Annotated in this window: 22 protein-coding genes; 15 read left to right on the forward strand and 7 right to left on the reverse strand. The window is 59.6% G+C overall.

Going from position 1 to position 21774, the window contains the following annotated elements; translation table 11 throughout:
* Positions 1–24 precede the first annotated feature (24 nt).
* Genes hpxZ through ACQK2G_RS13255 form a run of 3 tightly spaced genes read left to right on the forward strand, consistent with a single transcriptional unit; the run spans position 25 to position 2070 of the window.
* Positions 25–399 (forward strand): oxalurate catabolism protein HpxZ, encoded by a 375-nt coding sequence (gene hpxZ / locus ACQK2G_RS13245; RefSeq protein ID WP_425405510.1) that lies wholly within the window; start codon positions 25–27, stop codon positions 397–399.
* 38 nt (positions 400–437) lie between these two features.
* Entirely contained in the window at positions 438–665 is a 228-nt protein-coding gene (locus tag ACQK2G_RS13250) for a DUF4089 domain-containing protein (RefSeq protein WP_425405511.1), read from the forward strand.
* 7 nt (positions 666–672) lie between these two features.
* Positions 673–2070, forward strand: coding sequence for an AtzE family amidohydrolase (locus ACQK2G_RS13255; RefSeq protein WP_425405512.1), 1398 nt, complete (start codon positions 673–675; stop codon positions 2068–2070).
* Positions 2071–2104: 34 nt separating this feature from the next.
* Here the strand turns inward: ACQK2G_RS13255 and ACQK2G_RS13260 are convergent, their stop codons facing one another.
* The 3 genes from ACQK2G_RS13260 to ACQK2G_RS13270 all read right to left on the reverse strand — a co-directional run bounded on the left by ACQK2G_RS13260 (position 2105) and on the right by ACQK2G_RS13270 (position 4087).
* Positions 2105–2902: an alpha/beta hydrolase gene (locus ACQK2G_RS13260; RefSeq protein ID WP_425405513.1), complete on the reverse strand. Its 798-nt coding sequence runs from the start codon at positions 2900–2902 to the stop codon at positions 2105–2107.
* A gap of 85 nt (positions 2903–2987) precedes the next feature.
* The gene (locus ACQK2G_RS13265) at positions 2988–3767 is read right to left on the reverse strand and encodes an SDR family oxidoreductase (protein WP_425405514.1); all 780 of its coding nucleotides are present in this window, start codon (positions 3765–3767) and stop codon (positions 2988–2990) included.
* A complete protein-coding gene (locus tag ACQK2G_RS13270; protein ID WP_425405515.1) occupies positions 3764–4087 on the reverse strand; it encodes a nuclear transport factor 2 family protein in 324 nt (107 codons plus the stop codon). The genes ACQK2G_RS13265 and ACQK2G_RS13270 overlap by 4 nt, the downstream gene beginning before the upstream one ends.
* 114 nt (positions 4088–4201) lie before the next feature.
* Between ACQK2G_RS13270 and ACQK2G_RS13275 the strand changes: the two genes are divergently transcribed.
* Positions 4202–5107, forward strand: a complete 906-nt coding sequence (locus ACQK2G_RS13275; protein WP_425405516.1) for a LysR substrate-binding domain-containing protein — start codon at positions 4202–4204, stop codon at positions 5105–5107.
* A gap of 122 nt (positions 5108–5229) precedes the next feature.
* On the opposite strand, the gene ACQK2G_RS13280 is transcribed toward ACQK2G_RS13275, so the two are convergent.
* The 4 genes from ACQK2G_RS13280 to ACQK2G_RS13295 form a co-directional block, all read right to left on the reverse strand.
* Positions 5230–5682: a GNAT family N-acetyltransferase gene (locus ACQK2G_RS13280; RefSeq protein ID WP_425405517.1), complete on the reverse strand. Its 453-nt coding sequence runs from the start codon at positions 5680–5682 to the stop codon at positions 5230–5232.
* 218 nt (positions 5683–5900) lie between these two features.
* Positions 5901–7283, reverse strand: a complete 1383-nt coding sequence (locus ACQK2G_RS13285; protein WP_425405518.1) for an aspartate aminotransferase family protein — start codon at positions 7281–7283, stop codon at positions 5901–5903.
* Positions 7284–7344: 61 nt separating this feature from the next.
* Positions 7345–8367: a histone deacetylase family protein gene (locus ACQK2G_RS13290; RefSeq protein ID WP_425405519.1), complete on the reverse strand. Its 1023-nt coding sequence runs from the start codon at positions 8365–8367 to the stop codon at positions 7345–7347.
* Positions 8364–9080: a GntR family transcriptional regulator gene (locus ACQK2G_RS13295; protein WP_425405520.1), complete on the reverse strand. Its 717-nt coding sequence runs from the start codon at positions 9078–9080 to the stop codon at positions 8364–8366. The genes ACQK2G_RS13290 and ACQK2G_RS13295 overlap by 4 nt, the downstream gene beginning before the upstream one ends.
* Positions 9081–9206: 126 nt before the next feature.
* On the opposite strand from ACQK2G_RS13295, the gene ACQK2G_RS13300 reads away from it, so the two are divergent.
* From ACQK2G_RS13300 to ACQK2G_RS13350, 11 genes are all read left to right on the forward strand, one after another.
* On the forward strand, positions 9207–10058 hold the full coding sequence (locus ACQK2G_RS13300; RefSeq protein ID WP_425405521.1) for a class II aldolase/adducin family protein: 852 nt from the start codon (positions 9207–9209) through the stop codon (positions 10056–10058).
* 97 nt (positions 10059–10155) lie between these two features.
* Positions 10156–11703 carry an ABC transporter substrate-binding protein gene (locus tag ACQK2G_RS13305; protein WP_425405522.1) on the forward strand — a complete coding sequence of 516 codons (1548 nt, stop codon included), beginning with the start codon at positions 10156–10158 and terminating at the stop codon, positions 11701–11703.
* 153 nt (positions 11704–11856) lie between these two features.
* On the forward strand, positions 11857–12834 hold the full coding sequence (locus tag ACQK2G_RS13310; protein ID WP_425405523.1) for an ABC transporter permease: 978 nt from the start codon (positions 11857–11859) through the stop codon (positions 12832–12834).
* Positions 12835–12843: 9 nt separating this feature from the next.
* Positions 12844–13683, forward strand: a complete 840-nt coding sequence (locus tag ACQK2G_RS13315; RefSeq protein ID WP_425405524.1) for an ABC transporter permease — start codon at positions 12844–12846, stop codon at positions 13681–13683.
* The gene (locus tag ACQK2G_RS13320) at positions 13680–15299 is read left to right on the forward strand and encodes an ABC transporter ATP-binding protein (RefSeq protein WP_425405525.1); all 1620 of its coding nucleotides are present in this window, start codon (positions 13680–13682) and stop codon (positions 15297–15299) included. The genes ACQK2G_RS13315 and ACQK2G_RS13320 overlap by 4 nt, the downstream gene beginning before the upstream one ends.
* Positions 15296–16255 carry a 2-hydroxyacid dehydrogenase gene (locus ACQK2G_RS13325; RefSeq protein ID WP_425405526.1) on the forward strand — a complete coding sequence of 320 codons (960 nt, stop codon included), beginning with the start codon at positions 15296–15298 and terminating at the stop codon, positions 16253–16255. Before ACQK2G_RS13320 ends, ACQK2G_RS13325 begins: the two co-directional genes overlap by 4 nt.
* 506 nt (positions 16256–16761) lie before the next feature.
* The gene (locus ACQK2G_RS13330; protein ID WP_425405527.1) at positions 16762–17733 is read left to right on the forward strand and encodes a TRAP transporter substrate-binding protein; all 972 of its coding nucleotides are present in this window, start codon (positions 16762–16764) and stop codon (positions 17731–17733) included.
* 83 nt (positions 17734–17816) lie between these two features.
* Positions 17817–18287, forward strand: a complete 471-nt coding sequence (locus ACQK2G_RS13335; protein WP_425405528.1) for a TRAP transporter small permease — start codon at positions 17817–17819, stop codon at positions 18285–18287.
* Between the two features lie 10 nt (positions 18288–18297).
* The gene (locus tag ACQK2G_RS13340; RefSeq protein ID WP_425405529.1) at positions 18298–19602 is read left to right on the forward strand and encodes a TRAP transporter large permease; all 1305 of its coding nucleotides are present in this window, start codon (positions 18298–18300) and stop codon (positions 19600–19602) included.
* 16 nt (positions 19603–19618) lie between these two features.
* Entirely contained in the window at positions 19619–20533 is a 915-nt protein-coding gene (locus ACQK2G_RS13345; RefSeq protein ID WP_425405530.1) for an SMP-30/gluconolactonase/LRE family protein, read from the forward strand.
* 130 nt (positions 20534–20663) lie between these two features.
* The gene (locus tag ACQK2G_RS13350) at positions 20664–21635 is read left to right on the forward strand and encodes a sugar-binding transcriptional regulator (protein WP_425405531.1); all 972 of its coding nucleotides are present in this window, start codon (positions 20664–20666) and stop codon (positions 21633–21635) included.
* Positions 21636–21774: the final 139 nt, after the last annotated feature.

Here is a 21774-nt window from a genome sequence, read left to right on the forward strand (position 1 = left end):
CTACATGATTGGGAGCATCGATCCGTGACGATCAACGACCCGGACGTGGTCCAGGAAGTGACCGAACAGTTCTACCGATACGAAAAGGCATTGATGGAAAACGATGTCGACACCTTGAACACGCTATTCTGGGACTCGCCCCACACGATCCGTTACGGGCCGAAAGAGGCGCTCTACGGTTATGAGGAGATCGCCGGGTTCCGCGCCGCGCGTGACGTATCCGATATCGCGCGCGAACTGACGCGCACTGTCATCACTACATACGGCTCGAACTTCGCGACCGCGTTCACCGAATATCGCCGTTTGGGCAGCGGTCGCGAGGGTCGGCAGACGCAAACCTGGATGCGGGCGCCGGAAGGCTGGCGGATCGTCGCCGCCCATGTGAGTCTGCTGCCCTGACCAGTTTGCTGCAATGAAATAGGCGGAGTTGTGCCGGTATGACCAACTCAAAAGAGGTTTTCGATCCGAATGCCTACATTCGGGCAACGGCCCCCACACTTGGGCTCGACCTGAACGAGGAACGGGTCGCCGAGGTCTCGGTTTTTCTTTCCATCGCGAAGGGAATGGCGGACGTCATGGACACTGCGTCCATTCCTGAGAACTCCTTGGAACTGGGACCGGTCTACGATGCAGGTCAGGCCATCAAACAGACAAAGACGGGTTAGGCAGACCATGACCGCTTTGGATAGTTTCGCGCCAGCCTGGCAGATTGCAGAAGCAGTCAAGTCCGGCACGGTTCGCGCGGAAGATGTCACTCGTGACGCGCTCGACCGCATAAAGAGCCTCAATCCTAAGGTCAACGCCTTCACCGACGTGACCGCGGAGAGGGCGCTTACCGAAGCACGAAGGGTCGACGCGGAGCGGGACGCGGGAAAGAAACTCGGTCCGCTGGCCGGCGCGCCGATCGCCGCCAAGAACCTGTTCGACATTGCCGGCGTCACGACGCGTGCCGGTTCGAAAATCAACAGGGATTTGCCGGCGGCCGCTGAAGATGCGGAGCTGTTGAAGCGACTGCACGCGGCGGGCGCGGTGTTGCTGGGTGCGCTGAACATGGGCGAATACGCCTATGACTTTACAGGTGAAAACGCTCATGACGGTGCCTGCCGCAATCCTCACGACACGACCCGCATGGCCGGCGGCTCATCATCCGGAAGCGGGTCGGCGGTGGCCGCCGGACTGGCGCCCCTGACATTGGGTTCGGATACCAACGGGTCGATCCGCGTACCGTCTTCGTTTTGCGGTGTGTTCGGTCTGAAACCGACCTATGGACGCCTAACAAGGCATGGAACCTTTCCCTTCTGCGACAGCCTCGACCACCTAGGACCCCTCGCCCGGTCCGTGCGTGACCTGGCCCTGTCCTACGACGTCATGCAGGGGCCCGACCCGCGGGATCATGCCTGCGCCGACCGGCCGGCCGACCCCACATTTGAAACGCTGACGGACGGGGTCGCCGGCATCAAGATCGCAAGGCTCGGCGGTTTCTTTTCGACGGACGGCATGCCGGAAGCGGCAAGCGCGGTGCAATCGGTCGCGAAAGCATTGGACACAACCGGCACTGTTGAGGTGGAAGGCGTGGAAGCAGGCCGCGCGGCTGCCTTCATCATCACGAACTGCGAGAGCGCCCGTCTGCATCTGCCGAACCTGAAAACACGGCCGGACGATTTCGACCCGGATACGCGGGACCGTTTCCTAGCCGGTGCGCTGTTGCCGGCCTCCTGGTACATCAGGGCTTTGCAGGTCCGGCACTGGTATCGGGAGAATTTCGCCAAACTGTTTCAGGATGTCGATGTCCTGCTCGCCCCGGCCACGCCCTTTCCCGCCCCCCTTATTGGTCAGCGGACCATTGAAATTCGGGGAGAGGAAATACTGACACGGCCCAACATCGGCCTTTTTACACAACCGATCTCCGCCATCGGTCTTCCGGTCTGCACGGTGCCCGTGTTCAACAGCGGAATGCCTATCGCGGTACAAGTCATCAGCGCGCCTTGGCGGGAAGATCTTTGCCTGCGCGTTGCCGCTCATCTGGAATCCGAAGGCATCGTCGCGGCCCAACCACCCAGCCACCTCTAACCCCATCGAGAGGCACAACCGCGACCTGACAGGATCAACGAACGGCAGCCTTTGACGTAACGCGTGCCGCAGCATCGATAACATCCGCCACGGCGCGTGGCTGGGTCAGAAACAGGACGTGGCTCGCCTTCAATTCAATGATCTCGGCGCCGATACGCTGGGCTTGCTCTGTCAGCAAACGAGGGTCGATAGCCCGGTCGTCCGTTGCGATAACCGCCCAACTGGGTTTCATCCGCCAGGCAGCCTGCGTCAGTCGCGTGCTGAAGATCGACATATTGATCGGCACCTGCGAGTCACGAAGGAATGCGGCATCCGCATCAGGCAAGTCGCCGGCAAACCCTGCTTTGAAAAGTTCCCTGTCAACGAAGCCGAAACCGTCCGGCGCGGTCTCAATTATGAACTCGGGCGGCGCGGGTATCTCGGCAAACTGGTCGCCGGTGCTCTCGCCGACATCAGGGGCGAGTGCGGAAACGTAAACCAGACCCGCCACGCTCGGATCGATACCGGCCTCCGTAATGACCGAACCGCCGTAGGAGTGACCGACGAGAATGCTGCGGCCTTCCTGCCGCGCCAGGATCCGACGTGTGGCATTCACGTCGTCTTCGAACGATGTAAGCGGGTTTTGCACGATGGAGACGCGGTAACCGCGCGCGGTCAGGTCGTCATACACGCCGCGCCATCCGGCCCCGTCTGCAAAGGCTCCGTGAACGAGAACGACGTTTCGCACCGATTGGTCGTCAGAAATGCGCGTGCCGGGTTCGGCATGGACCTGCCCGGCGATCGCGACGGTCGCCGCCGCTCCAACGATCGTATTGCGGATTAAAGAATTCATGGTTTTTTCCTTCTGTCCGGATTTGATTGATTTGGATCCCCCGGAGGGCCGTTGATACGTCAAGTCCGTGACCGGGTATTTCCATTCAAACTGTTGGTATCGTGCCGCCGTCGACGACGTACTCCGTGCCGGTGATCGAGGCGGCACGATCCGAGGCGAGAAAGGCGACAAGGTTTGCGACCTCCTGAGGGGTGGAAGGTCGTCCGATCGGAATGCCGCCAAGAGATCGCGCTATGATCTCCTTTGCGCCTTCAACATCGACGCCGGCTTCTTTCGCGACCCTCTCGGTCAATCGCACCGCGGCCTCGGTCTCTATCCAGCCCGGTGAAACACGGATGACGCGAACGCCTTTCGGAGAAACCTCTTTCGAGAGGCTCTTGCTATAGGTCGAAAGCGCCGCCTTTGCCGCCGCATAGGCAGTCGTCGCCTCGGGCAAGGGCAAGGATCTCTGGATCGACGTCACATGGATGACGACGCCGCGACCGCGTTCGACCATGGCAGGTACAAGGGAACGGTCCAAACGCACGGCCGGCAGCAGGTTGAGATCCAGTTCCTTCACCCATTCGGCATCGTTCAACACGGCAAATCCGCCGGCCGGCGCTGAGGACCCGCCGAGCATATGCACAAGGATATCGATCTCGCCGAGACGGTCGCGGGCTTCAGCGGCAAGCGCTGCACAGCCTTGAGCCGTCGTGAGATCAGCGGCGAAGAACATGTGCTCGGCCATACCCATCGGCCTTGATCGTGCGGTCGTCAGGACGCGCGCACCGAGTTCCTGAAACAGCGCGACCGTGGCCGCGCCGGCACCTCGCGTACCCGACGTGATCAATACCCGTTTGTCTTGGAGGTTTAGAAAGTTATTCATGAGCCGATCTCCAACCTCTCGATACACCCGTCTCTCAGTTGGAAGGCGAAAGTGAGAAGAGCCGGGCTTCCCGGGAACTGTCCGGTCACTTGCGCACGGATAATCGTCCGGTCGCCGTCTTGGATCATCTCGACCGGCTGGGACCTATGCTGATATCGGGCCTTGGCGGATTGCCACCAGGTCCGAATGTCGGCGTGGCCGGTATGTGTCTTGGCTTCATCCTTTACGACGGCGTCCGGCGCGAATGCTTCCAGGGGCGCGTCGTTCGAGGTGCCAAAATCTGCATCAAAGTAGGTTTGGACTGGTATCGGCAGTTTCATGGGTCGAACCTTTGCTGTGTTCTGTCCTGTGCCAGCAATCTAGGCATGGACGCTCATCCCAATAAGAGGGATAAAGCGTGATGTGTTATCACGAAAAACAGGACAGTTAATTGGATGAACCGACTGGGACTGGGCGATCTCGACGCCGTTATTGCTGTTTCCCGTGAAGGATCGTTTCGCGCCGCCGCCAAGACGCTCGACATGTCGACGACGGCGCTAAGCAACGCCATCGCGAAGCTGGAGACGACCTTGGGCGTTCGGCTATTCAACAGGACGACGCGCAGTGTCTCCCTGACCGACGCAGGTCGTATTTTCCTCGAACAGGTCGGCCCGGCTCTTCAGGACATGCATCGGGCGATGGATGCCGTGCGGTCACAGCAGACGACCCCTTCCGGCACGCTGCGCATCAACGCGTTCGCGGCGGGCGCCAGGGAAATCATCTCGCCGTTGATTTTGGAATTCCTGCGCCGCTATCCGGACGTCCATGTGGATCTGGTGACCGAAGGCCGACTGGTCGATATCGTGGCTGAGGGATTTGATCTTGGTGTGCGCCGAGCGGATCTCGTGCCTGCGGACATGATCGCTGTCCCTCTCGGCAGACCACAACGATATGCGGTTGTCGCATCTCCAGGCTATTTTAAGGCGCATCCAAAACCGCACACGCCTGCGGACCTGTCATATCATCAATGCGTTCGGGTCCGACTGCCTAATGGAACGCTGTTCAGATGGCATTTCGAGAGACAGGGCGAAACCATCCAGATCGACGTGACCGGCCCGATTACCTTGGACGAAGCCAGTCTTGCGCGCGCAGCAGTCCTCGAAGGCATCGGTGTCGGCCTCTTCTTGGAACAGAACGTGCGCGACGACATTGCATCCGGGCGCCTCATACGCGTGCTGGAGGATTGGACGCCGCCGCTCGCCGATCTTTGCGTCTATTATTCAAGTCGGCGAAATCTATCTGCGGCCCATAAGGCTTTCGTCAGCATGGCCCGCAAGGTCAGCAAGGCAGCCAAACCATAGAGCAGGCTTCCGCGCTGGAACCGGACATGCGGGCCAAGCCTTCCCGCCCCAACGATTCGATACGCGCATATCCGTTGTGCAGCAGGCGTTCCTGCGTCACCACTGCCGGCACACCGGCAGAATTAGTCCGTCAGCACCTTGCGGAAATACACACGGTCGAACCCGTCCTCGGTCCGGCGACCCGTTTCGAGATAGCCGACGCGGGGATAGAGGGCGAGATTCTCGGTCATTTTGGCGTTCGTATACAATTCAAGCGCAGGAAGGCCGAGCCGTCTTGCCTCCGCCTCGGCAAAGTCGAGCAGTCGGCGACCGTATCCTCGTCCCTGTTGCGCTGGATCGACGGCGACGTTTTCCACGAAGATGTGGCCGGCGCGCGGAAACAGGACAATGAAACCGTGGATCGCGTCCCCGACCTGCAGGACGTAGAGCTCTCCGCTGGTGGAAGCGGCGTCAAAATCCGCTACCATCGGGGCGGGTTTGCGGCCAATTCTATCTACATAGATCTCATACGCCGCCACGGCGCAGCGACGCACCGCGTCAAGATCCCCTGCCCGCGCCGGTCTGATTTCCATCATCGCCCCCGTCATTCGGAAAAGTACATTGCCGTGCCGTGATTAAAAAAAGACGCGCGGCAAACCGTTCAACCCGGCAGTTCGGAAACTGAGTTCCCGATGCCTACGGAAACGGAATGCCGCGCGGCTATAGCTGGCCTGGCCGCTCAGGTGGTCCTCACAATCGGGTTGGAGGATCACGCTGAGTCAGTTCGGCAGACGGAGTTTGGTTCCGAGCCGGATCACATCAATCCTTCGGACTTTGCCCATTCCATTGTCTTGTCCAAGGCCGCACCGAGTTTCACCAGCAATTCATCAACCTGCTCTTCGGTGATGATCATCGGCGGGCAGATGCCGATGCTCTCATAAATGTTCCGCACGATCAGGCCTTCTTCAGCCGCGAACTTCACGGCCATCGCCGTGATCTTGCCCCCCGGTTGGAAGGACTCCTTCGTCGCCTTGTTCCTGACCAGCTCGACGCCGGCGATAAGGCCGACCCCGCGCACCTCGCCGACGATCGGATGATCGGAGAATTGCCGCAGACCGGTTTGGAATTTCTCCTCGAGCCGAGCCGCATTCCCCATGAGGTCGAGTTCCTCGATGATCTTAAGGTTCTCGAGACCGACGGCACAGGCGACGGGATGACCGCCGGCCGTGAAACCATGCCCCAGAGTGCCGAGTTCCGCCGTATAGTCGGCCATCGTCTGATAAAACTCGTCCGTAACGAGGATCGCCGCCAAGGGCATGTAGCTGGAGGTGAGCTGCTTGGACGTCACCATAATGTCCGGTTTGAAGCCGTAGCGCTGGCAGCCGAAGGGTTTGCCCGTGCGTCCGAAGCCGTTGATCACTTCATCCGAGACCAGAAGGATGTCGTATTTCCGGCAGAGCGCCTCGATCCCCGGCCAATACCCTTCCGGCGGGGTCATCACGCCGCCGGCGCCCATGACCGGCTCGCCGATGAAGGCGGCGATTGTCTCAGGCCCTTCCGATAGAATTGTCTCTTCCGCTTCCTTCAGAAGACGGGCGGTGAAGTCAGCCTCCGTCTCACCCTCTTCCGCCCAGCGGTAATGGTGCGGACAAGTCAGATGGACGACCGGAATAGCCGGCAGATCGAACCCCTTCTGGTTGCCAGGCAGGCCGGTCAAGGATCCGGAGGCAACGGTGATGCCGTGATACGCCTTGTTCCGCGCCAGGAATTTCTTCTTCTCGGGACGACCGAGCATGTTGTTGACGAACCAAACGAACTTCACGACCGTATCGTTGGCTTCGGAGCCTGAATTGGTGAAGAACACCTTGGTCAGATGATCCGGCGCCATTTCCACCAGCTTTTCCGCCAGAAGAATACCGGGCACGTGGGCCTTGTGCGCGAAGTTCTGGATATACGGCAATTCCGCCATTTGCTTGGTCGCCGCTTCGACCAGCCGGGGCTGGGAAAAGCCCACCGCGACCGACCAGAGGCCGGCGAGACCTTCCAGGTATTTCTTACCTTCACTGTCGTATACGTAGGCGCCTTCGCCCTTCGTGATGATCGTCGGCCCCTGCTGCTCGTGGACGCGAGCATTGGTATAGGGGTGGATCTGATACGCGATGTCGGTTTCATGCAGGGAATTCAGGCGCGAGCTCATCGTTATCTCCAGGCGTCTGTTGGTGTTTCCGATAAGGCTCCTGGGAGCCAAGGCATCTGTGTCACTGGCCTTTAAACCCGGCCAGGAAGGAGCAAAGTGACGTTGTCAGGTCCGGCGAGAGGTACCCGCCTTCCTGAACCAGGACCGTCGGCAGGTTGGCGGCGCCAATTATCTCACCGGCACGCTTGAAACCGTCAAAGGTGATCTTCAACCCTTGTAACGGATCGTTTTCATGGGCGTCGAGCCCAAGGCTTACCACGAGCGCGCCGGGCGTGAAATCGGCAATCCTCTCCAATCCCTGTTCTATAGCGGCGCACCAACCGTCGTCTGACGTGGATCTCGCCAAGGGAAGGTTCAGATTGAACCCCTCACCGGCGCCGCGCCCTGTTTCCGTCGCGTAGCCGACGAAGAAGGGATAATAGTTCTCGGGCGTCGCATGAATCGAGCAGGTCAGTACATCGTCGCGTTCATAGAATATTTCCTGCGTTCCGTTGCCGTGGTGGACGTCGATATCCAGCACCGCCACACGATTATGCCTTTCCCGGAGCGTTTCGGCGGCGACCGCCGCATTGTTCAACAGGCAATGGCCGGCCAGCACATCGGCTGACGTGTGGTGCCCCGGCGGGCGGCAAAGGGCATAGGTTGACCGGTCACCGTCCAGAACCGTTTTCGCGGCGGAATAGGCCGCGGACGCCGCGCCAAGCGCCGCATCCCAACTATGCTCCCCGATCGGCGCGGATGTGTCGCCCATATGCCAGCCGGCCTTTCCGACGATGTATTCCGGATAGGCCGAGACCGAATTGAGCGGGTGTACGTTCGGAACAACTTCCTTCCCCGCGCCGGGCACGGCCTGCCATTCTTCCCAGGCGGTCTCCAGGAAACGCAGAAAGCGGTCGGTGTGCACTTTTTCCAGAATAGCACGGGGCACCGCTTCCGGTTCGCTGACAGGCAGACCCAACTGTTTCAGACCGTCGAGCAGAAAATGCGCTCGTTCGGCCCGTTCCAGATTTCGCAGAACATTACCCAGCGTCAGGCGAAAAACCGGATCGTGGACTTCAGTGCCGGCAGCATAAAAACACTTCATTGCTGTTTTGCTTCCTGGTTTGAGTTGAACAATTCGATGACCCGGCTCTGCGCATCCCCCAAATGGTATCTAAGCGCGGCAACAGCAGCCTCGGCATCGCGTGCCTCAATGGCCGCGATAATGGGTTCATGTGTCTTGGTGACCGTCATTGCGTCGTCATAAAGGCGGCCGATCACCAGAATCACGAATCTGATTTCATTCGAAATCTGGTCAAACATTTGGAGGAATCTCGGGTTTCCGGAAGCGCTGCAGATCAACCGATGGAATTCCATATCGGCATCGACATGCGCCATGATGTCGCCTGGGTCGATGGACAACCGGCGCATCTCCTCGACCTGGTCTTCCAGCAGGCGAACCGCCTCCTCCGCATTGGTCTGGACGAGCCGTGCGATGGCCGCGGTCTCAATGACGATCCGCAATTCATAAAGCTGTTCCAGCGACGCCGTTGTGATCGAATGGACGAAGAAACCACGATTGTTCTTGTATTCCACCAAGCCGGAGTTCTCGAGCAGCCGCAGTGCCTCGCGCACGGGCGCGCGGCTTAAATCCATCTGTTTCGCAATGGTCGATTCCGCCAATCGATCGCCCGGGGACAGCTGGCCCGACAGGATCGCATCGACCAGCGTATCCGCGACTCGATTGACAAGCCCGTCGCGTGCGAGAGGCGCAAAGACGGATCCTTGCTCCGACAAACTGTTCTCTTCCTTCTTCATTCTTCGTCCGTCGAATGGAATTTTCATTCTAGTTATCTGTATGATTGTCGATTGTCGACAATTTTATTGACTCGAAATCGCATAGCGTTTTTCCTAGCGCATCGCCAACAGTGCAGGTCCCAAGAGATGACAGTCACGAACACCCCGACGGCCGAAACCGAGACGTCACAGGTTTCGCCGGTAGCCCAGAATTTCGGCGCCCGCACCGTGATTGGCCAAAAGCGCATCAAGGATGACGAGGCTTCGTTGAAGCGCGACCTTGCAGCGGCCTACCAATTGATGGCGCTGAAAGGGCTTGATGACAGCATTTACACGCACATTTCCGCGCGCCTGCCCGATGGCAAGGACGGCCAGAAACGATTCCTTTTGAACCCCTTCGGCTTGCGTTTCGATGAAGTCACGGCATCCAACCTCGTCACGATCGACGAAACCGGAACGGTCATCGACGACCCCTTTGGCGCCGGCGTGAACGCCGCCGGTTTCACAATTCATTCGGCCGTTCATATGGCCCGTCACGATATCGTTTGCGTCCTCCACACCCATACTGTCGCCGGGATTGCGGTCAGTTCGGTGAAGGAAGGATTGCTGCCCCTGAATCAATGGTCGGCGCAGTTTCACAATCGGATCGCGCGGCACGACTACGAAGGCATCGCGCTGGATCTCGACGAACGCGAGCGGCTGGTAAATGACCTCGGCGACAAGAACATAATGTTGCTGAACAACCATGGGGTCCTGGTCTGCGGCAGATCCGTGGGCGAGGCCGTCAAACTGGCGTTGAACCTTGAGAGATCATGCCGGGCCCAGGTTGCCACCTATTCGATGGGCCTGACGCCCATCGTCTTGCCGGACAGCGTGGCGGGACACGCCGCCGGTCAATATGCGCGGTCCTATGACAGGATGGAGGAGAACGGCATCGACCCGGAATGGGATGCGATGCTCCGCCTGATAGACAAAAAAACGGGAGGCAACAGCGACTAAATCCGGGTTTGCCGCCAATACCGGAAATTCAGCAAAGACATGCCCAGTACATACACAGGCAAATTGAAGTTTTGACGCAATGAACGGGGACTGAGAGATGAAATACCTGAAATGGATGGCGCCCATCGTGGTCGCTACTACGCTGGCGCAAGGGGCGCTGGCGCAAACCGATGGCGGAAGGCTCGACGTGGTCGTCCAGCCTGAACCGCCGGGCCTGATGCTGGGCATCACGCAGAACGGACCGACCCAGATGGTCGCCGGGCAAATCTATGAAAGCCTGTTACGCTACGACGAAAAGCTTCAACCCCAACCGTCGCTGGCGAAGAGTTGGGAAATTTCGGCTGACGGACTGACCTACACCTTCCATTTGCAGGAAGGCGTCAAATGGCACGACGGCACGCCTTTCTCCTCGGCCGACGTCGCTTTCTCCATGCAGTTTCTACAGGAAACGCATGCGCGTTTTCGCGGCAATTACAGCCATGTGGAAACGCTGGAAACGCCGGACGATCTTACGGTGATCTTCCGGTTGAAACAGCCCTACGGCCCCTTCATCAATGCGTTCGAGACCGGTTCCATGCCGATCGTGCCGAAGCATATCTATGAAGGCACCGACTATACGACGAACCCGATGAACGCGACGCCGATCGGTACCGGCCCGTTCAAGTTCAAGGAGTGGGAAAAGGGCAACTTCATCCATCTTGTGAAGAACCCGGACTACTACATCGAGGGCAAACCGCATCTTGATGAGATCTATTACCGCGTCATTCCGGATGCGGCCTCCCGCGCGGTAGCGTTCGAGACCGGGGAAATCGACGTGCTTCCCGGCGGTTCCATCGAGAATTGGGACGTCCCGCGGCTGACCGAAATGGACGGCGTCTGCTCGACCTCCAAAGGATGGGAATTCTTCGCACCGCACGCCTGGATGTGGCTCAACAACCGCCAGGGTCCGACTTCCAACAAGCTTTTCCGTCAAGCCGTAATGTTTGCGGTCAATCGTGAATTCGTGCGGGACGCTGTATGGAATGGTTTCGGAACGGTGCCGACGGGTCCGGTCTCGACCAAGACGAAGTTCTATTCGGACGACGTGCCCAAGTATCCTTACGACCCGGAAAAGGCCAAGGCCTTGCTTGAAGAGATGGGTTACGACGGCACGCCGGTGCGATTGCTCCCGCTCCCCTACGGCGAGACTTGGCAGCGTTGGGCCGAAGCCGTGAAACAGAACCTGGAAGAAGTCGGCGTCACCGTCGAAATGGTGTCCACCGACGTCGCGGGCTGGAACGAAAAGCTGGCGAACTGGGACTACGACATGGCCTTTACCTATCTGTACCAGTATGGCGACCCGGCCTTGGGTGTGGCCCGGACATACGTCATGAGCCAGATCAAGAAGGGCAGCCCCTGGAACAACGTCGAAGGCTATGAGAACCCAGCCCTTGAATCGGTATGGGAAGCCGCGTCGATCGAGCCCGATAGCGAAAAGCGGCAGGCTCTCTATACCCAGATCCAGCAACAAATCGTCGAAGACGTGCCCGTTGCATGGCTCTTGGAACTGGAGTTCCCGACGATCTATCGCTGCAACGTGAAGGATGTCGTCAGCACCGCCATCGGTCTGAACGACGGTTTCCGGGACGCCTGGATCGAGAAGTAGACATTATGATCAGAGAATGGGGCGGCTTACGGCCGCCCCATTGCTCTAAGCGGCACATCGGCCCATTCCAGATTTCAGCCTCGGATGCCGATTGTTTCGCCAAAAACCGCCATGCATTTGCTTAATGAATTTCAGTGAAACGGGGGTAAATCGATGGCCATATTGGGGCCCATCCTTGGACGGTTATTGAAGGCGGTCATCACCCTGATCGCCATTGCCGTCCTGAATTTTTTCCTTGTTCACGCCGCCCCCGGCGACCCCGCCGCCGTCTTGACGGGTGAAGCCGGCGCGGCGGACGAACAGATGATTGCCGAATTGCGGGCCCGCTTCGGCCTCGATCAACCGTTCCATGTGCAACTCGGCCGCTATGTCGGAAACGTGCTGACATTGGATCTCGGCTACTCGTTCCGGCAGGGACAACCGGTGCTGGACCTGATATTGGACCGCTTGCCGGCCACCCTGATCCTGACCATGACGGCTTTCTTCATCTCGCTGTTGCTCGGGGTGGCGTTGGGGGTGGCCGCATCGTCCCGCGTCGGCAAAGCCGCCGACAGTGTGCTGACGGGTTTCGCGCTGCTGTTCTATGCGACCCCGCTCTATTGGGCCGCCTTGATGGCGGTGCTGATCTTTTCCGTCCAGCTCGGATGGCTGCCGGGATTCGGCTTCGAAACCGTCGGCGCCGGATATACCGGACTGGAACGGGCGGGCGATATTGCGCTGCACCTCATCCTGCCGGCGCTGACCCTCGGCCTGTTTTTCATGGCGGTTTACATGCGCATGTCGCGGGCCTCCATGCTGGAGGTGTCGCAACAGGACTTCGTCAAGACTGCCCGCGCGAAGGGCTTGTCCGAAGCCGTAATTCGTCGGCGGCATATCCTGCGGAATGCGCTTTTGCCGGTGGTGACCCTGGCCGGGCTTCAGGCAGGGCAGTTGGTCGGCGGCGCCGTGCTGACGGAGACAGTGTTCGCCTGGCCCGGAATCGGCCGCCTGATGTTCGAGAGCCTCGCTGCGCGGGACTACAACACCATCCTCGGCGTTTTCCTCGTCTCGGCGGCGATGGTGATCCTGTTCAACGTCATAACCGACATCGTGTATCGACTGATCGATCCCCGGATCGGTCACAAAGCCTGAGGTGCACCCGTGAGCTTCTGGAAACGTTTTGCCACCAATCGGGGCGCTGTGGTCGGATTGGTCATTCTTCTTCTGGTGATCGGCATCGCGGTCTTCGCGCCGATGGCCTATCCTGGCGGCCCTTGGAAAATGGTCCAGCGCCCGTTCCTTCCCCCCTTCGAAATGGCAGCGATGCCGCTTGGTACGGATACGCTGGGACGGGATGTGCTGGCCGGTCTGCTGTATGGAGCGCGGGTATCGCTGATGGTCGGCCTCGTTTCAACAGCCATGGCCTTGCTGATCGGCGTGCCGCTCGGCGCGCTTGCAGGGTTCTACGGCAGTTGGGTCGATGAAGGCGCAATGCGCTTTACCGAGTTCTTCCAGACCATTCCCAACTTTGCTTTGGCTATCGTGTTGGTGGCGATCCTTGAACCGTCGCTGATGTCCATCAACTTTGCCATCGCGATCGTCAGTTGGCCGCCCGTTGCGCGCCTGGTGCGTGCCGAGGTCTTGTCGGTCCGAAAGCGGGAATATGTCGACGCGGCGAAATTGGCCGGCCTGACGAACATGCGGATATTGGTAAGCCATGTCCTGCCCAATACGGTTTCGCCGATCATCGTCATGGCTTCGCTGATGGTCGCCACGGCAATCCTGCTGGAGAGTTCCCTTTCCTTCCTGGGTCTGGGAGACCCCAACATCATGTCCTGGGGATTCCAGATCGGCGCGGCCCGCACCGTCATCCGCACGGCATGGTGGCTCAGTTTCTTCCCGGGCATCGCCATCATCATCACGGTCTTGGCGCTGAACCTGATCGGTGAAGGGTTGAACGATGCAATGAACCCCTATCTGACGCGAAAGGGCCGCTCATGACACCGGTTCTCTCAATCGAAAACCTGACGATCGACCTTCCCCAAGGCGCCGACCGCAAGCATGCGGTACGGGATTGCAGTTATACCGTGAACAAGGGGGAGATCCTCTGCATCGTCGGCGAAAGCGGTTCCGGCAAGTCGATGAGCGTCAACGCGCTGATGGGATTGCTGCCCGAAGGGGTCTCGGTCAGTGCCGGCCAGGCGAATTTCGGTGGGCAGGATATCCTGCGCATGTCGGAATCGGATCGCAGGAGTCTGCGCGGCGCGCGCATCGCCATGATTTTCCAGGAACCGATGACGGCGCTGAACCCCTTGATGCGGATCGGCGACCAGATCATCGAGGTTTTCGATGCGCATAAACGTCACACGCGGTCGCAGCGCCAGGCCCGGGTGCTGGAACTGGTCCGCGAAGTGGGCCTGCCGGACCCGGAGAAAATCATCCGCGCCTATCCCTTCCAGCTTTCCGGTGGGCAGCGGCAACGCGCCATGATCGCCATGGCGCTGGCGCTGGAACCTGAATTGCTGATCGCGGACGAACCGACGACGGCGCTCGACGTAACCACCCAGGCGCAGATCCTCGAATTGATCCTGAACCTGCGCGAAACTCACGGCATGGCGGTTTTGTTCATCACCCACGACTTCGGCGTGGTTTCCGAAATCGCGGACAATGTGATCGTGATGCGGCATGGAGAGATCGTGGAGCACGACACCGCGGTGACGGTTTTGTCGGCGCCCCGGCACGAATACACGAAGCAATTGCTGGCCGCCATTCCGTCGAACCATGTTCCCAAGACCGAGGCGGTGGAGTCCCCGCATGTCCTGGAAGTGAAATCCTTGACGAAGGTCTACAAGACAGGCGGCGGTTTCATGCGGCCGGTCCGAGAGGTTCGCGCGATCGACGATGTTTCCTTGACCATCGCGAAGGGGGAAGTTCTGGGCCTTGTCGGGGAGTCCGGGTCCGGCAAGTCGACCCTTGGTCGTGCCGTCGTGCGGCTTGTCACACCGGATACGGGGCAGATTCTGGTCAGTGGCGTCGATATGGCGTCCTTGAAGGACGAGGATCTGCGCCACGCCCGGCACAAGGTACAGATGGTGTTTCAGGACCCCTATGCGTCGCTCAATCCGCGCCACAGGATTCTTCGAGCCTTGATCGACGGCCCGATCGCCAAGGGCGTCCCGAAGGAAGAAGCCCAGAAACGCGCCCGCGAATTGATGCAGATCGTCGGCTTGGACGCCGACGCGGTAGAGCGGTTCCCGCATGAATTTTCCGGCGGCCAGCGGCAGCGGATCGGCATTGCCCGCGCCCTCGCCATGGATCCGGAATTGATCATCGCCGACGAAGCGGTCTCGGCATTGGATGTCTCGATACAGGCGCAGGTCCTCGACCTGCTACGGGATTTGCGGAAACAGTTCGGGCTCTCGATACTTTTCATCACCCATGACCTTCGTGTGGCCGCGCAACTGTGTGACCGGATAGCCGTCATGCAGAAGGGCAAGCTGGTGGAAGTCGGTGTGGTTTCCGAGGTTTTCCTCAACCCGCAGGATACGTATACCCGCCGCTTACTTGCCGCGGTGCCGGGCGGGGAATGGGGCGAGGCCGGAGGGGAAGCCGCATGAACGTCGTGGCTGGTTTACCGTCAGTCTTGCATGGGGTCGCTCTGTGTTCCTCCCTGGACCTGATGTTCCATTTCGACGAAGCGTTCCAGGCGCACGCACCGGAATTGTCGGTCCTGCCGCCTGAGCGAATAGGCGATCCGGATCAGGTCAGTTTCGCACTCAGTTGGCGGCCGGCACCGGATGCCTTTACCCCCTATAGGAACCTGAGGGCCGTCTTTTCAATCGGCGCCGGGGTCGATGCGATCCTCGCCTGCCCGTCGCTGCCGGATGTGCCGGTCATCCGGGTGGAGGACCCCGATCAGGCGCATCAAATGGCCGGGTTCGCGGCTTTTCACGTATTATGGCATCACCGGAACATGGCCGCGCATATCGATGCAAAAAATCGCCGCGCCTGGGAGCGCGTCGTGGGCGGACAATCCCCCAAGCGGAAACGGATCGGCGTCATGGGCTTCGGCTTGATGGGGCGGGCCATCGCCGAAGGATTGTCGGCGCTCGGTTACCCGGTTTCCACCCTTTCCCGCACACCGCCGTCCCCCCCGCTAATCGGCATGGAGCATCTCACGGCCGACGAGATGGACCTGTTCCTGTCGCAAACGGATATCCTCATCAATGTGCTTCCCCTCACGCCGGAAACCGAAGGAATCTTGAACCGCGCCTGTTTCGAAAAGCTTCCACGCGGCGCAGCGTTGATCCAGATGGGGCGCGGATCGCATCTGATCGAAGAAGATCTGCTCGCCGCGCTCGACGACGGCCAACTTTCCGGCGCGTCTCTCGACGTTTTTTCCGCCGAACCTTTGCCGGCCGAAAACCCGCTCTGGTCGCATCCGCGGATCTTCATGACCCCCCATATCGCCAGCACGCCGGAACCGGCCGCCGTCGTGCGATCCGTGCAAAACGGTTTGAAAGAATTGTTAGGCTCCGCTGAAAAACCGGCCCCCGCGCCAGCACCGCGCTGAGCGTCAGGCTAGGTTCTCTTGCATTTTCCGGCGCCAGGATCGAAGGGCCGGACGGCTGTGTGATCCGGAGAAGGCTATAGCGCATTTCGCTTTGGGCCTTCGCTTAACGTCGCCCTGCTCCCGCACCTTCGACGCGCTCTGCGCGTCGGTCATGTTCTCGCTGCTCTGCAATCACACCTGCTCTTTCGCGGGACTGAACTTCCTCGTTCTCGCTCGAAGGTTCAGACTTGGGAACAGCCTTGTCCGCGTCGCCCGTAGAGATCCTTAGGCAGACCTCTTTCACAGACGCCATCCAGATTGACTCGATAGCCAAAAATGAACAATATATCGAATGTCGATCAAATGATCGTTCTCGCATGGACCTGAGAGGGCCCCAGGCTGGACTGGCGGAACTTCAGGTGCAGAAGGGGCAGGGCGCCGTACCCGCGCGCTCGTCGACAAGATAACAAGTCCAAAAACGGAACTTGAACTCGGAGGAAACTGCAGTGTCATTTCGGAAACTCATCATGACCGCAGGCGTGGCGTTCGTTGCTTTGACGGCGCAGGCGCAAGCGGAAACCAAATGGTCCCTCTTCACCCCCTTTGCAACGAACGACAAGCCGACCAAACTCTATAGGGAATTTGCGGAGGACGTCGCGAAGGCGACAAACGGCGATCTCGTTATCGAGGTCTTTTCTTCCGGCGAACTGCCCTACAAGAATACGGATGTTCTGAAGGCGCTGGCCACGAACCAAATCCAGATCGCCGACCTCGGAATCGGTCCGGTTGCGGGCGATGTTCCCGAGTTGACGGTCTTCGGACTTCCCTTCATCTGCACATCGACCGATCAGTTCTACAAGGCGATCACGGATTCGCTGCCGATCTTCGATGAGCACCTACGGAACAAATTCAAGGTGCGTGCGTTGGCCGGTTGGACCATGCCGCCGCAGCAGGTCTGGTTGCGGGAAGACGTATCGGTGATTGGCGACCTGGAAGGCCGCAAGGTCCGCACATGGAATAAAATGCAGGTGGAGATGCTCGATCTTCTCGGCGCATCGGGCGTCGCCATCACGCCGTCCGAGGTCATCCCGGCCCTCCAACGCGGCGTGGTCGACGGTGCAATTACGGCCGTCATCCCCGCTTATGATTGGAAGTTCTACGAAGTCGTCAAATACGGTTACATGCTGAACTTCACCATGACGGATCAGTTGATCGCCGTTCACGAGGGCGCCTATCAGGACCTGTCCGATGCCACACGTTCGGCATTGGATGAAACTGCGAAAGCCTGGCAGGATAAGTTCCGCGCGGCGATCGGAGCGGCTGCCAAGGAAGCTGAGGCGAACCTCACCGCCGAGGGCATGATACTCTTGACCCCGTCGGATGCCGACTTTGCCTTGGCTAAGGAAACGACCAAAGCTATCTGGCAGGCGTGGGCAGACAAGAACGGTGAGACCGCGAAGAACCTGCTCGATCGCGTCAGCGCCGCCTGCGCCCTCTAAGGTCGAAGGGCATGGCATCGGCCAAACCTCCCTCAGCGTCATCTGACGCCGCGTTGCCGCCCTGGCTGCGTGGCGTCAGACGTATGCTGGACCTCATCGCCGGATTCCTTGTCGGTGTGTCAATGGTTACGCTGGTTCTGGTTTTCTGTGTGATGAACATCGAAATCGTCACGCGATACCTGTTCGGTGTCTCAACCCTCATCGCAGATGAGTACGGAGGCTATGGTTTGACCGTCGTCATCCTGTCGGGCCTCATGTATGCGCATCGCTCGGGCGCTCTTCTCAAGGTCGAAATGGGCCTGGGCCTCATGGGACGGCGAACAAGATCCGCGGCACTGGCCATCGCAAGCCTGGCCAGTGTCGTCTTGGCCGCCTTCTCAGCCTATGCCGGTTATCAAACCTGGTCGCTCAGTTGGCTTTTCGGTTCGGCATCGGCCTTCGCGTCGGAGACGCCGCTCTGGATCCCTCAAGCGGTCATTCCGTTCGGTTTTTTTCTGCTCTCCCTCTCCTTCACCGAAGAATTCGTAAGTAGGCTCTACGGCGCGGGCAGATAGGATTTCAGCAATGGATTGGACTGTTGCACTAGCGCTCTACGGCGTTCTCCTGTGCGGCTTGCTGTTCGGGGGCGCCCTGATCGGCACCGCCATCGGGCTCGTCGGGGTCGTCGGCGTCACGCTCGCCAGCGGCACGCGTCTGTGGCCCACTTTCGGGGACATAGTCTGGAACACGACGACGAGCTTCACCCTGGTGGCAATACCGCTCTTCGTCTTGATGGGGGAAATCATCCTTCGCAGCGGTCTGGCCAGTCGGTTCTATGGCGGGATCGCCATTCTGTTACGTCGATTTCCAGGGGCGCTCGCCCATTCGAACATCGTCGGATGCGCGGCATTCTCGGCCCTGGCCGGGTCCACCGTGGCCACCGCAATGACCGTTGGCACAGTCGCAGTGCCGGAAATGCGCCGCCGCGGTTACAAGGACACTCTGACACTTGGCTCCCTGACAGGGGGCGGATGCCTGGGCATTCTGATCCCACCCAGCATCCCGATGATCGTTTATGCATCGATCACGCAGACCTCGGTGCTGTCGGTTTTCATGGCCGGTGTCCTACCCGGAATGCTCCTGGCGCTGTTTTTCATCGCCTATATCGCCGTGCGGGTGCACCGCCGCCCCGATTTGGCTCCCGCACCGGAAGCAACGGATATAACGAAACCGCTTTACAGCGGCATTGTCGACAGCTTGCCCGTGGCGCTGTTGATCCTGGCCGTCATCGGCGGCATGTACACCGGAGTCGTAACACCGACGGAAGCAGCGGGCTTTGGATGCGCCCTGGCGCTCATCCTCGGCCTGGCCTACCGCGATTTGACGTCCGCCTCTCTGGTCGCCGCCCTGCGGAACGCCGTTGTCACAAGCTGTGTCGTGATGTTCATCACCATCAATGCCCAATTCCTCAGTTTCGCCGTCGTCTCTTCAGGCGTCGGGCGTGGTCTGTCCGAAGCAATCGCCGGTGCTGGGATAGGACCCTTCGCCTTTTTCTGCCTGCTGATCCTGCTCTACGCCGTAATCGGGATGTTCATCGACGGCTTGTCCATCATGTTGCTAACCGTCCCGGTCCTGTTCCCGGTATTCATGGCCGTCGGCTACGATCCGGTATGGATCGGGGTCATCATCGTCCTGCTTATCGAACTCGGCGCCTTGACCCCCCCGATGGGCCTGAACCTTTTCGCCGTGCAGTCGATCAGCAACGCCCCGTTGAGCGTGATAGGTCGTTCGTCGTTGCCCTATGCGGTGATGATCGTCGCGTTCTGCTTCCTGATGTACGCAGAACCCCGGATCGCATTGCTGCTACCCGAGTTCATGCGAGGACACTAGAAAAGAGGTGCACCGAATGTTCGCCCAACCCACTACAATCGAAGCATCAATCTTCACGGAGCTTCCCGACAGCCTGCGCATGCATGGGGAACCCTCGGAGTGGCGTGAAGGACAACCCGGAAACCAGCCGGAGCATTCCCTACTTGAAGGACCGGCTTTCGACCGGGAGGGAAACCTGTGGTGCGTCGACATTGCATACGGCCGGATCTTCAAGGTTTCTCCCGAGGGTGAGTTCGAGGTCATGATCACCTACGACGGGGAACCCAACGGCCTCGCCTTCCATGCCGACGGCAGGCTGTTCATCGCCGATTACAAGAACGGGATCATGGTCTTCGATCCTCAGTCCGGCACGATCAAGCCTTACCTGCAGCGCCACCACCTCGAGCGTTTGAAAGCCGTGAACGACCTTACATTCTCTCTGTCGGGGGAGCTTTTTTTCACCGATCAGGGAATGACGGGACTGCACGATCCGACCGGGCGTGTCTTCCGTGTCCGCTCGGACGGAACCCCGGAACTACTGCTCAACAACGTGCCCAGTCCGAACGGTCTCGTTCTTTCACCGGACAATCAGGTTCTCTATGTGGCGGCAACGCGCGGCAACAGCATCTGGCGGGTGCCGCTCTTGCCGGGCGGCGGGGTCGCGAAAGTGGGTCTTTTCATCCAGATGTCGGGCGGGCAGGGTCCGGATGGTCTCGCAATCGACCGCGACGGGGGCCTAGTCATTTGTCATATCGGCCTGGGCACGATCTGGCAGGCTAACCCCCGTGGCGAAATCGTTCGGCGAATTGTCTCCCCGAAAGGCCTGCATACGACCAACGCAGCGTTCGGAGGCGTGGACAACAAGGAACTCTTCATCACCGAGTCGGAGTCCGGAACACTCTTGCGTTGCCCGGTAGAGGTCGCCGGTCTCGGTCTGTTCGGTCCCGCCTGACGCCTCTCACGTCTACAATCACGCCGCTTGGCCTGCCGGACGCACCCGGCATAAACTTTACACCATCATTGGGCATTCACCGGATTTGCCCGTTACCGCCTGCAGAAGTGCGGAAGGAGGTTCACCGTCGATGCGGTCACGTGGACGGAACGGCATTGGAGAGGAGCAAACGGACCGGCGGCTCGACCTCGCCGCGCGCGCTGCGTGGATGTCCTATGCGAGGAACCGGACCCAAGATCAGATTGCTCAGGAACTTCAGGTATCCCGCCAGGTAGTGCAGCGGCTCATAGCGCTGGCCCATAAGGAAGGACTGATTGAATTTCGCCTGAACCATGGCCTGACCGAGTGCATTGAACTGGCCGAACAGGTGAAGGACCGCTACGGACTTCTGTATTGCGATGTCGCTCCGAACGAAACCGATTCACAGGAGGATCTTGCCACCGTAGGCGCGCTCGGTGCGCAATATCTCGAGACCGTCCTGCAGAACAAGGACTCGATGACGATCGGGGTCGGGAACGGGAAGACGATGCATCAGGTCTCGAACCATCTTAGCCAGATCGACCGCCCCGACTGCCGCTGTGCGTCGATGATGGGCAATCTGACAAGAGATGGAAAATCGGGAAATCATGACGTCGTGACCCGAATATCCAATCGAATGGGGGCCGACTGCTATCCTTTGCCGATGCCGGTCGTCACCGAGACGGAAGCGGAGCGCGAAGTGCTTCAGGCACAACCCGGCTTCGCCCGCATCAACGGACTGCTGACCAATGCGCGCCTTTTGATCATGGGTATCGGTTATTGGGGCGAAGACGCGTCGCTGCTCCGTGACGGGTTCATCAATGAGGGCGAGATGCTACAGGCCAGAAAGCGCGGGGCGGTCGGAGAGTTTCTCGGCTTCGCGATCGACTCGGATGGCAGCATTGTCGACGCAGACTATCACGCACGATTGACCTCCTATCTGCCGGAACGGAACCAAACACGGCCCGTCGTCATCGTTGCGTCTGGGAATCTTCGTGTGCCGCCCGTCCGTGCTGCACTGACCGGCAAATATGCCAACAGCCTGCTGACCGACGAGAACACCGCGAGACTGTTGCTTCGGTAAGACAGGTGCGGTTCAGACCATACTGCTTCCGGAAACAGCGAACGGATAGCTGCGCTTGCCGTCCCCCGGGAAAACTCCCCGCTCAAGCCTCCCGCGAGGCAGATGGCGGGCGCCGGCCACAGCTTTGCACGCTAATATG

It is taken from the genome of Hwanghaeella sp. (assembly GCF_965227365.1).
GTDB lineage: Bacteria > Pseudomonadota > Alphaproteobacteria > UBA8366 > Aestuariispiraceae > Hwanghaeella.

Bases quoted from the DNA above. Each gene is read 5' to 3' on its own strand.
- ACQK2G_RS13250 (WP_425405511.1), top strand. From the start codon at position 438: ATGACCAACTCAAAAGAGGTTTTCGATCCGAATGCCTACATTCGGGCA.
- ACQK2G_RS13255 (WP_425405512.1), top strand. From the start codon at position 673: ATGACCGCTTTGGATAGTTTCGCGCCAGCCTGGCAGATTGCAGAAGCA.
- ACQK2G_RS13260 (WP_425405513.1), bottom strand. From the start codon at position 2,902: ATGAATTCTTTAATCCGCAATACGATCGTTGGAGCGGCGGCGACCGTC.
- ACQK2G_RS13265 (WP_425405514.1), bottom strand. From the start codon at position 3,767: ATGAATAACTTTCTAAACCTCCAAGACAAACGGGTATTGATCACGTCG.
- ACQK2G_RS13270 (WP_425405515.1), bottom strand. From the start codon at position 4,087: ATGAAACTGCCGATACCAGTCCAAACCTACTTTGATGCAGATTTTGGC.
- ACQK2G_RS13275 (WP_425405516.1), top strand. From the start codon at position 4,202: ATGAACCGACTGGGACTGGGCGATCTCGACGCCGTTATTGCTGTTTCC.
- ACQK2G_RS13280 (WP_425405517.1), bottom strand. From the start codon at position 5,682: ATGATGGAAATCAGACCGGCGCGGGCAGGGGATCTTGACGCGGTGCGT.
- ACQK2G_RS13285 (WP_425405518.1), bottom strand. From the start codon at position 7,283: ATGAGCTCGCGCCTGAATTCCCTGCATGAAACCGACATCGCGTATCAG.
- ACQK2G_RS13290 (WP_425405519.1), bottom strand. From the start codon at position 8,367: ATGAAGTGTTTTTATGCTGCCGGCACTGAAGTCCACGATCCGGTTTTT.
- ACQK2G_RS13295 (WP_425405520.1), bottom strand. From the start codon at position 9,080: ATGAAGAAGGAAGAGAACAGTTTGTCGGAGCAAGGATCCGTCTTTGCG.
- ACQK2G_RS13300 (WP_425405521.1), top strand. From the start codon at position 9,207: ATGACAGTCACGAACACCCCGACGGCCGAAACCGAGACGTCACAGGTT.
- ACQK2G_RS13305 (WP_425405522.1), top strand. From the start codon at position 10,156: ATGAAATACCTGAAATGGATGGCGCCCATCGTGGTCGCTACTACGCTG.
- ACQK2G_RS13310 (WP_425405523.1), top strand. From the start codon at position 11,857: ATGGCCATATTGGGGCCCATCCTTGGACGGTTATTGAAGGCGGTCATC.
- ACQK2G_RS13320 (WP_425405525.1), top strand. From the start codon at position 13,680: ATGACACCGGTTCTCTCAATCGAAAACCTGACGATCGACCTTCCCCAA.
- ACQK2G_RS13325 (WP_425405526.1), top strand. From the start codon at position 15,296: ATGAACGTCGTGGCTGGTTTACCGTCAGTCTTGCATGGGGTCGCTCTG.
- ACQK2G_RS13330 (WP_425405527.1), top strand. From the start codon at position 16,762: ATGACCGCAGGCGTGGCGTTCGTTGCTTTGACGGCGCAGGCGCAAGCG.
- ACQK2G_RS13335 (WP_425405528.1), top strand. From the start codon at position 17,817: ATGCTGGACCTCATCGCCGGATTCCTTGTCGGTGTGTCAATGGTTACG.
- ACQK2G_RS13340 (WP_425405529.1), top strand. From the start codon at position 18,298: ATGGATTGGACTGTTGCACTAGCGCTCTACGGCGTTCTCCTGTGCGGC.
- ACQK2G_RS13345 (WP_425405530.1), top strand. From the start codon at position 19,619: ATGTTCGCCCAACCCACTACAATCGAAGCATCAATCTTCACGGAGCTT.
- ACQK2G_RS13350 (WP_425405531.1), top strand. From the start codon at position 20,664: ATGCGGTCACGTGGACGGAACGGCATTGGAGAGGAGCAAACGGACCGG.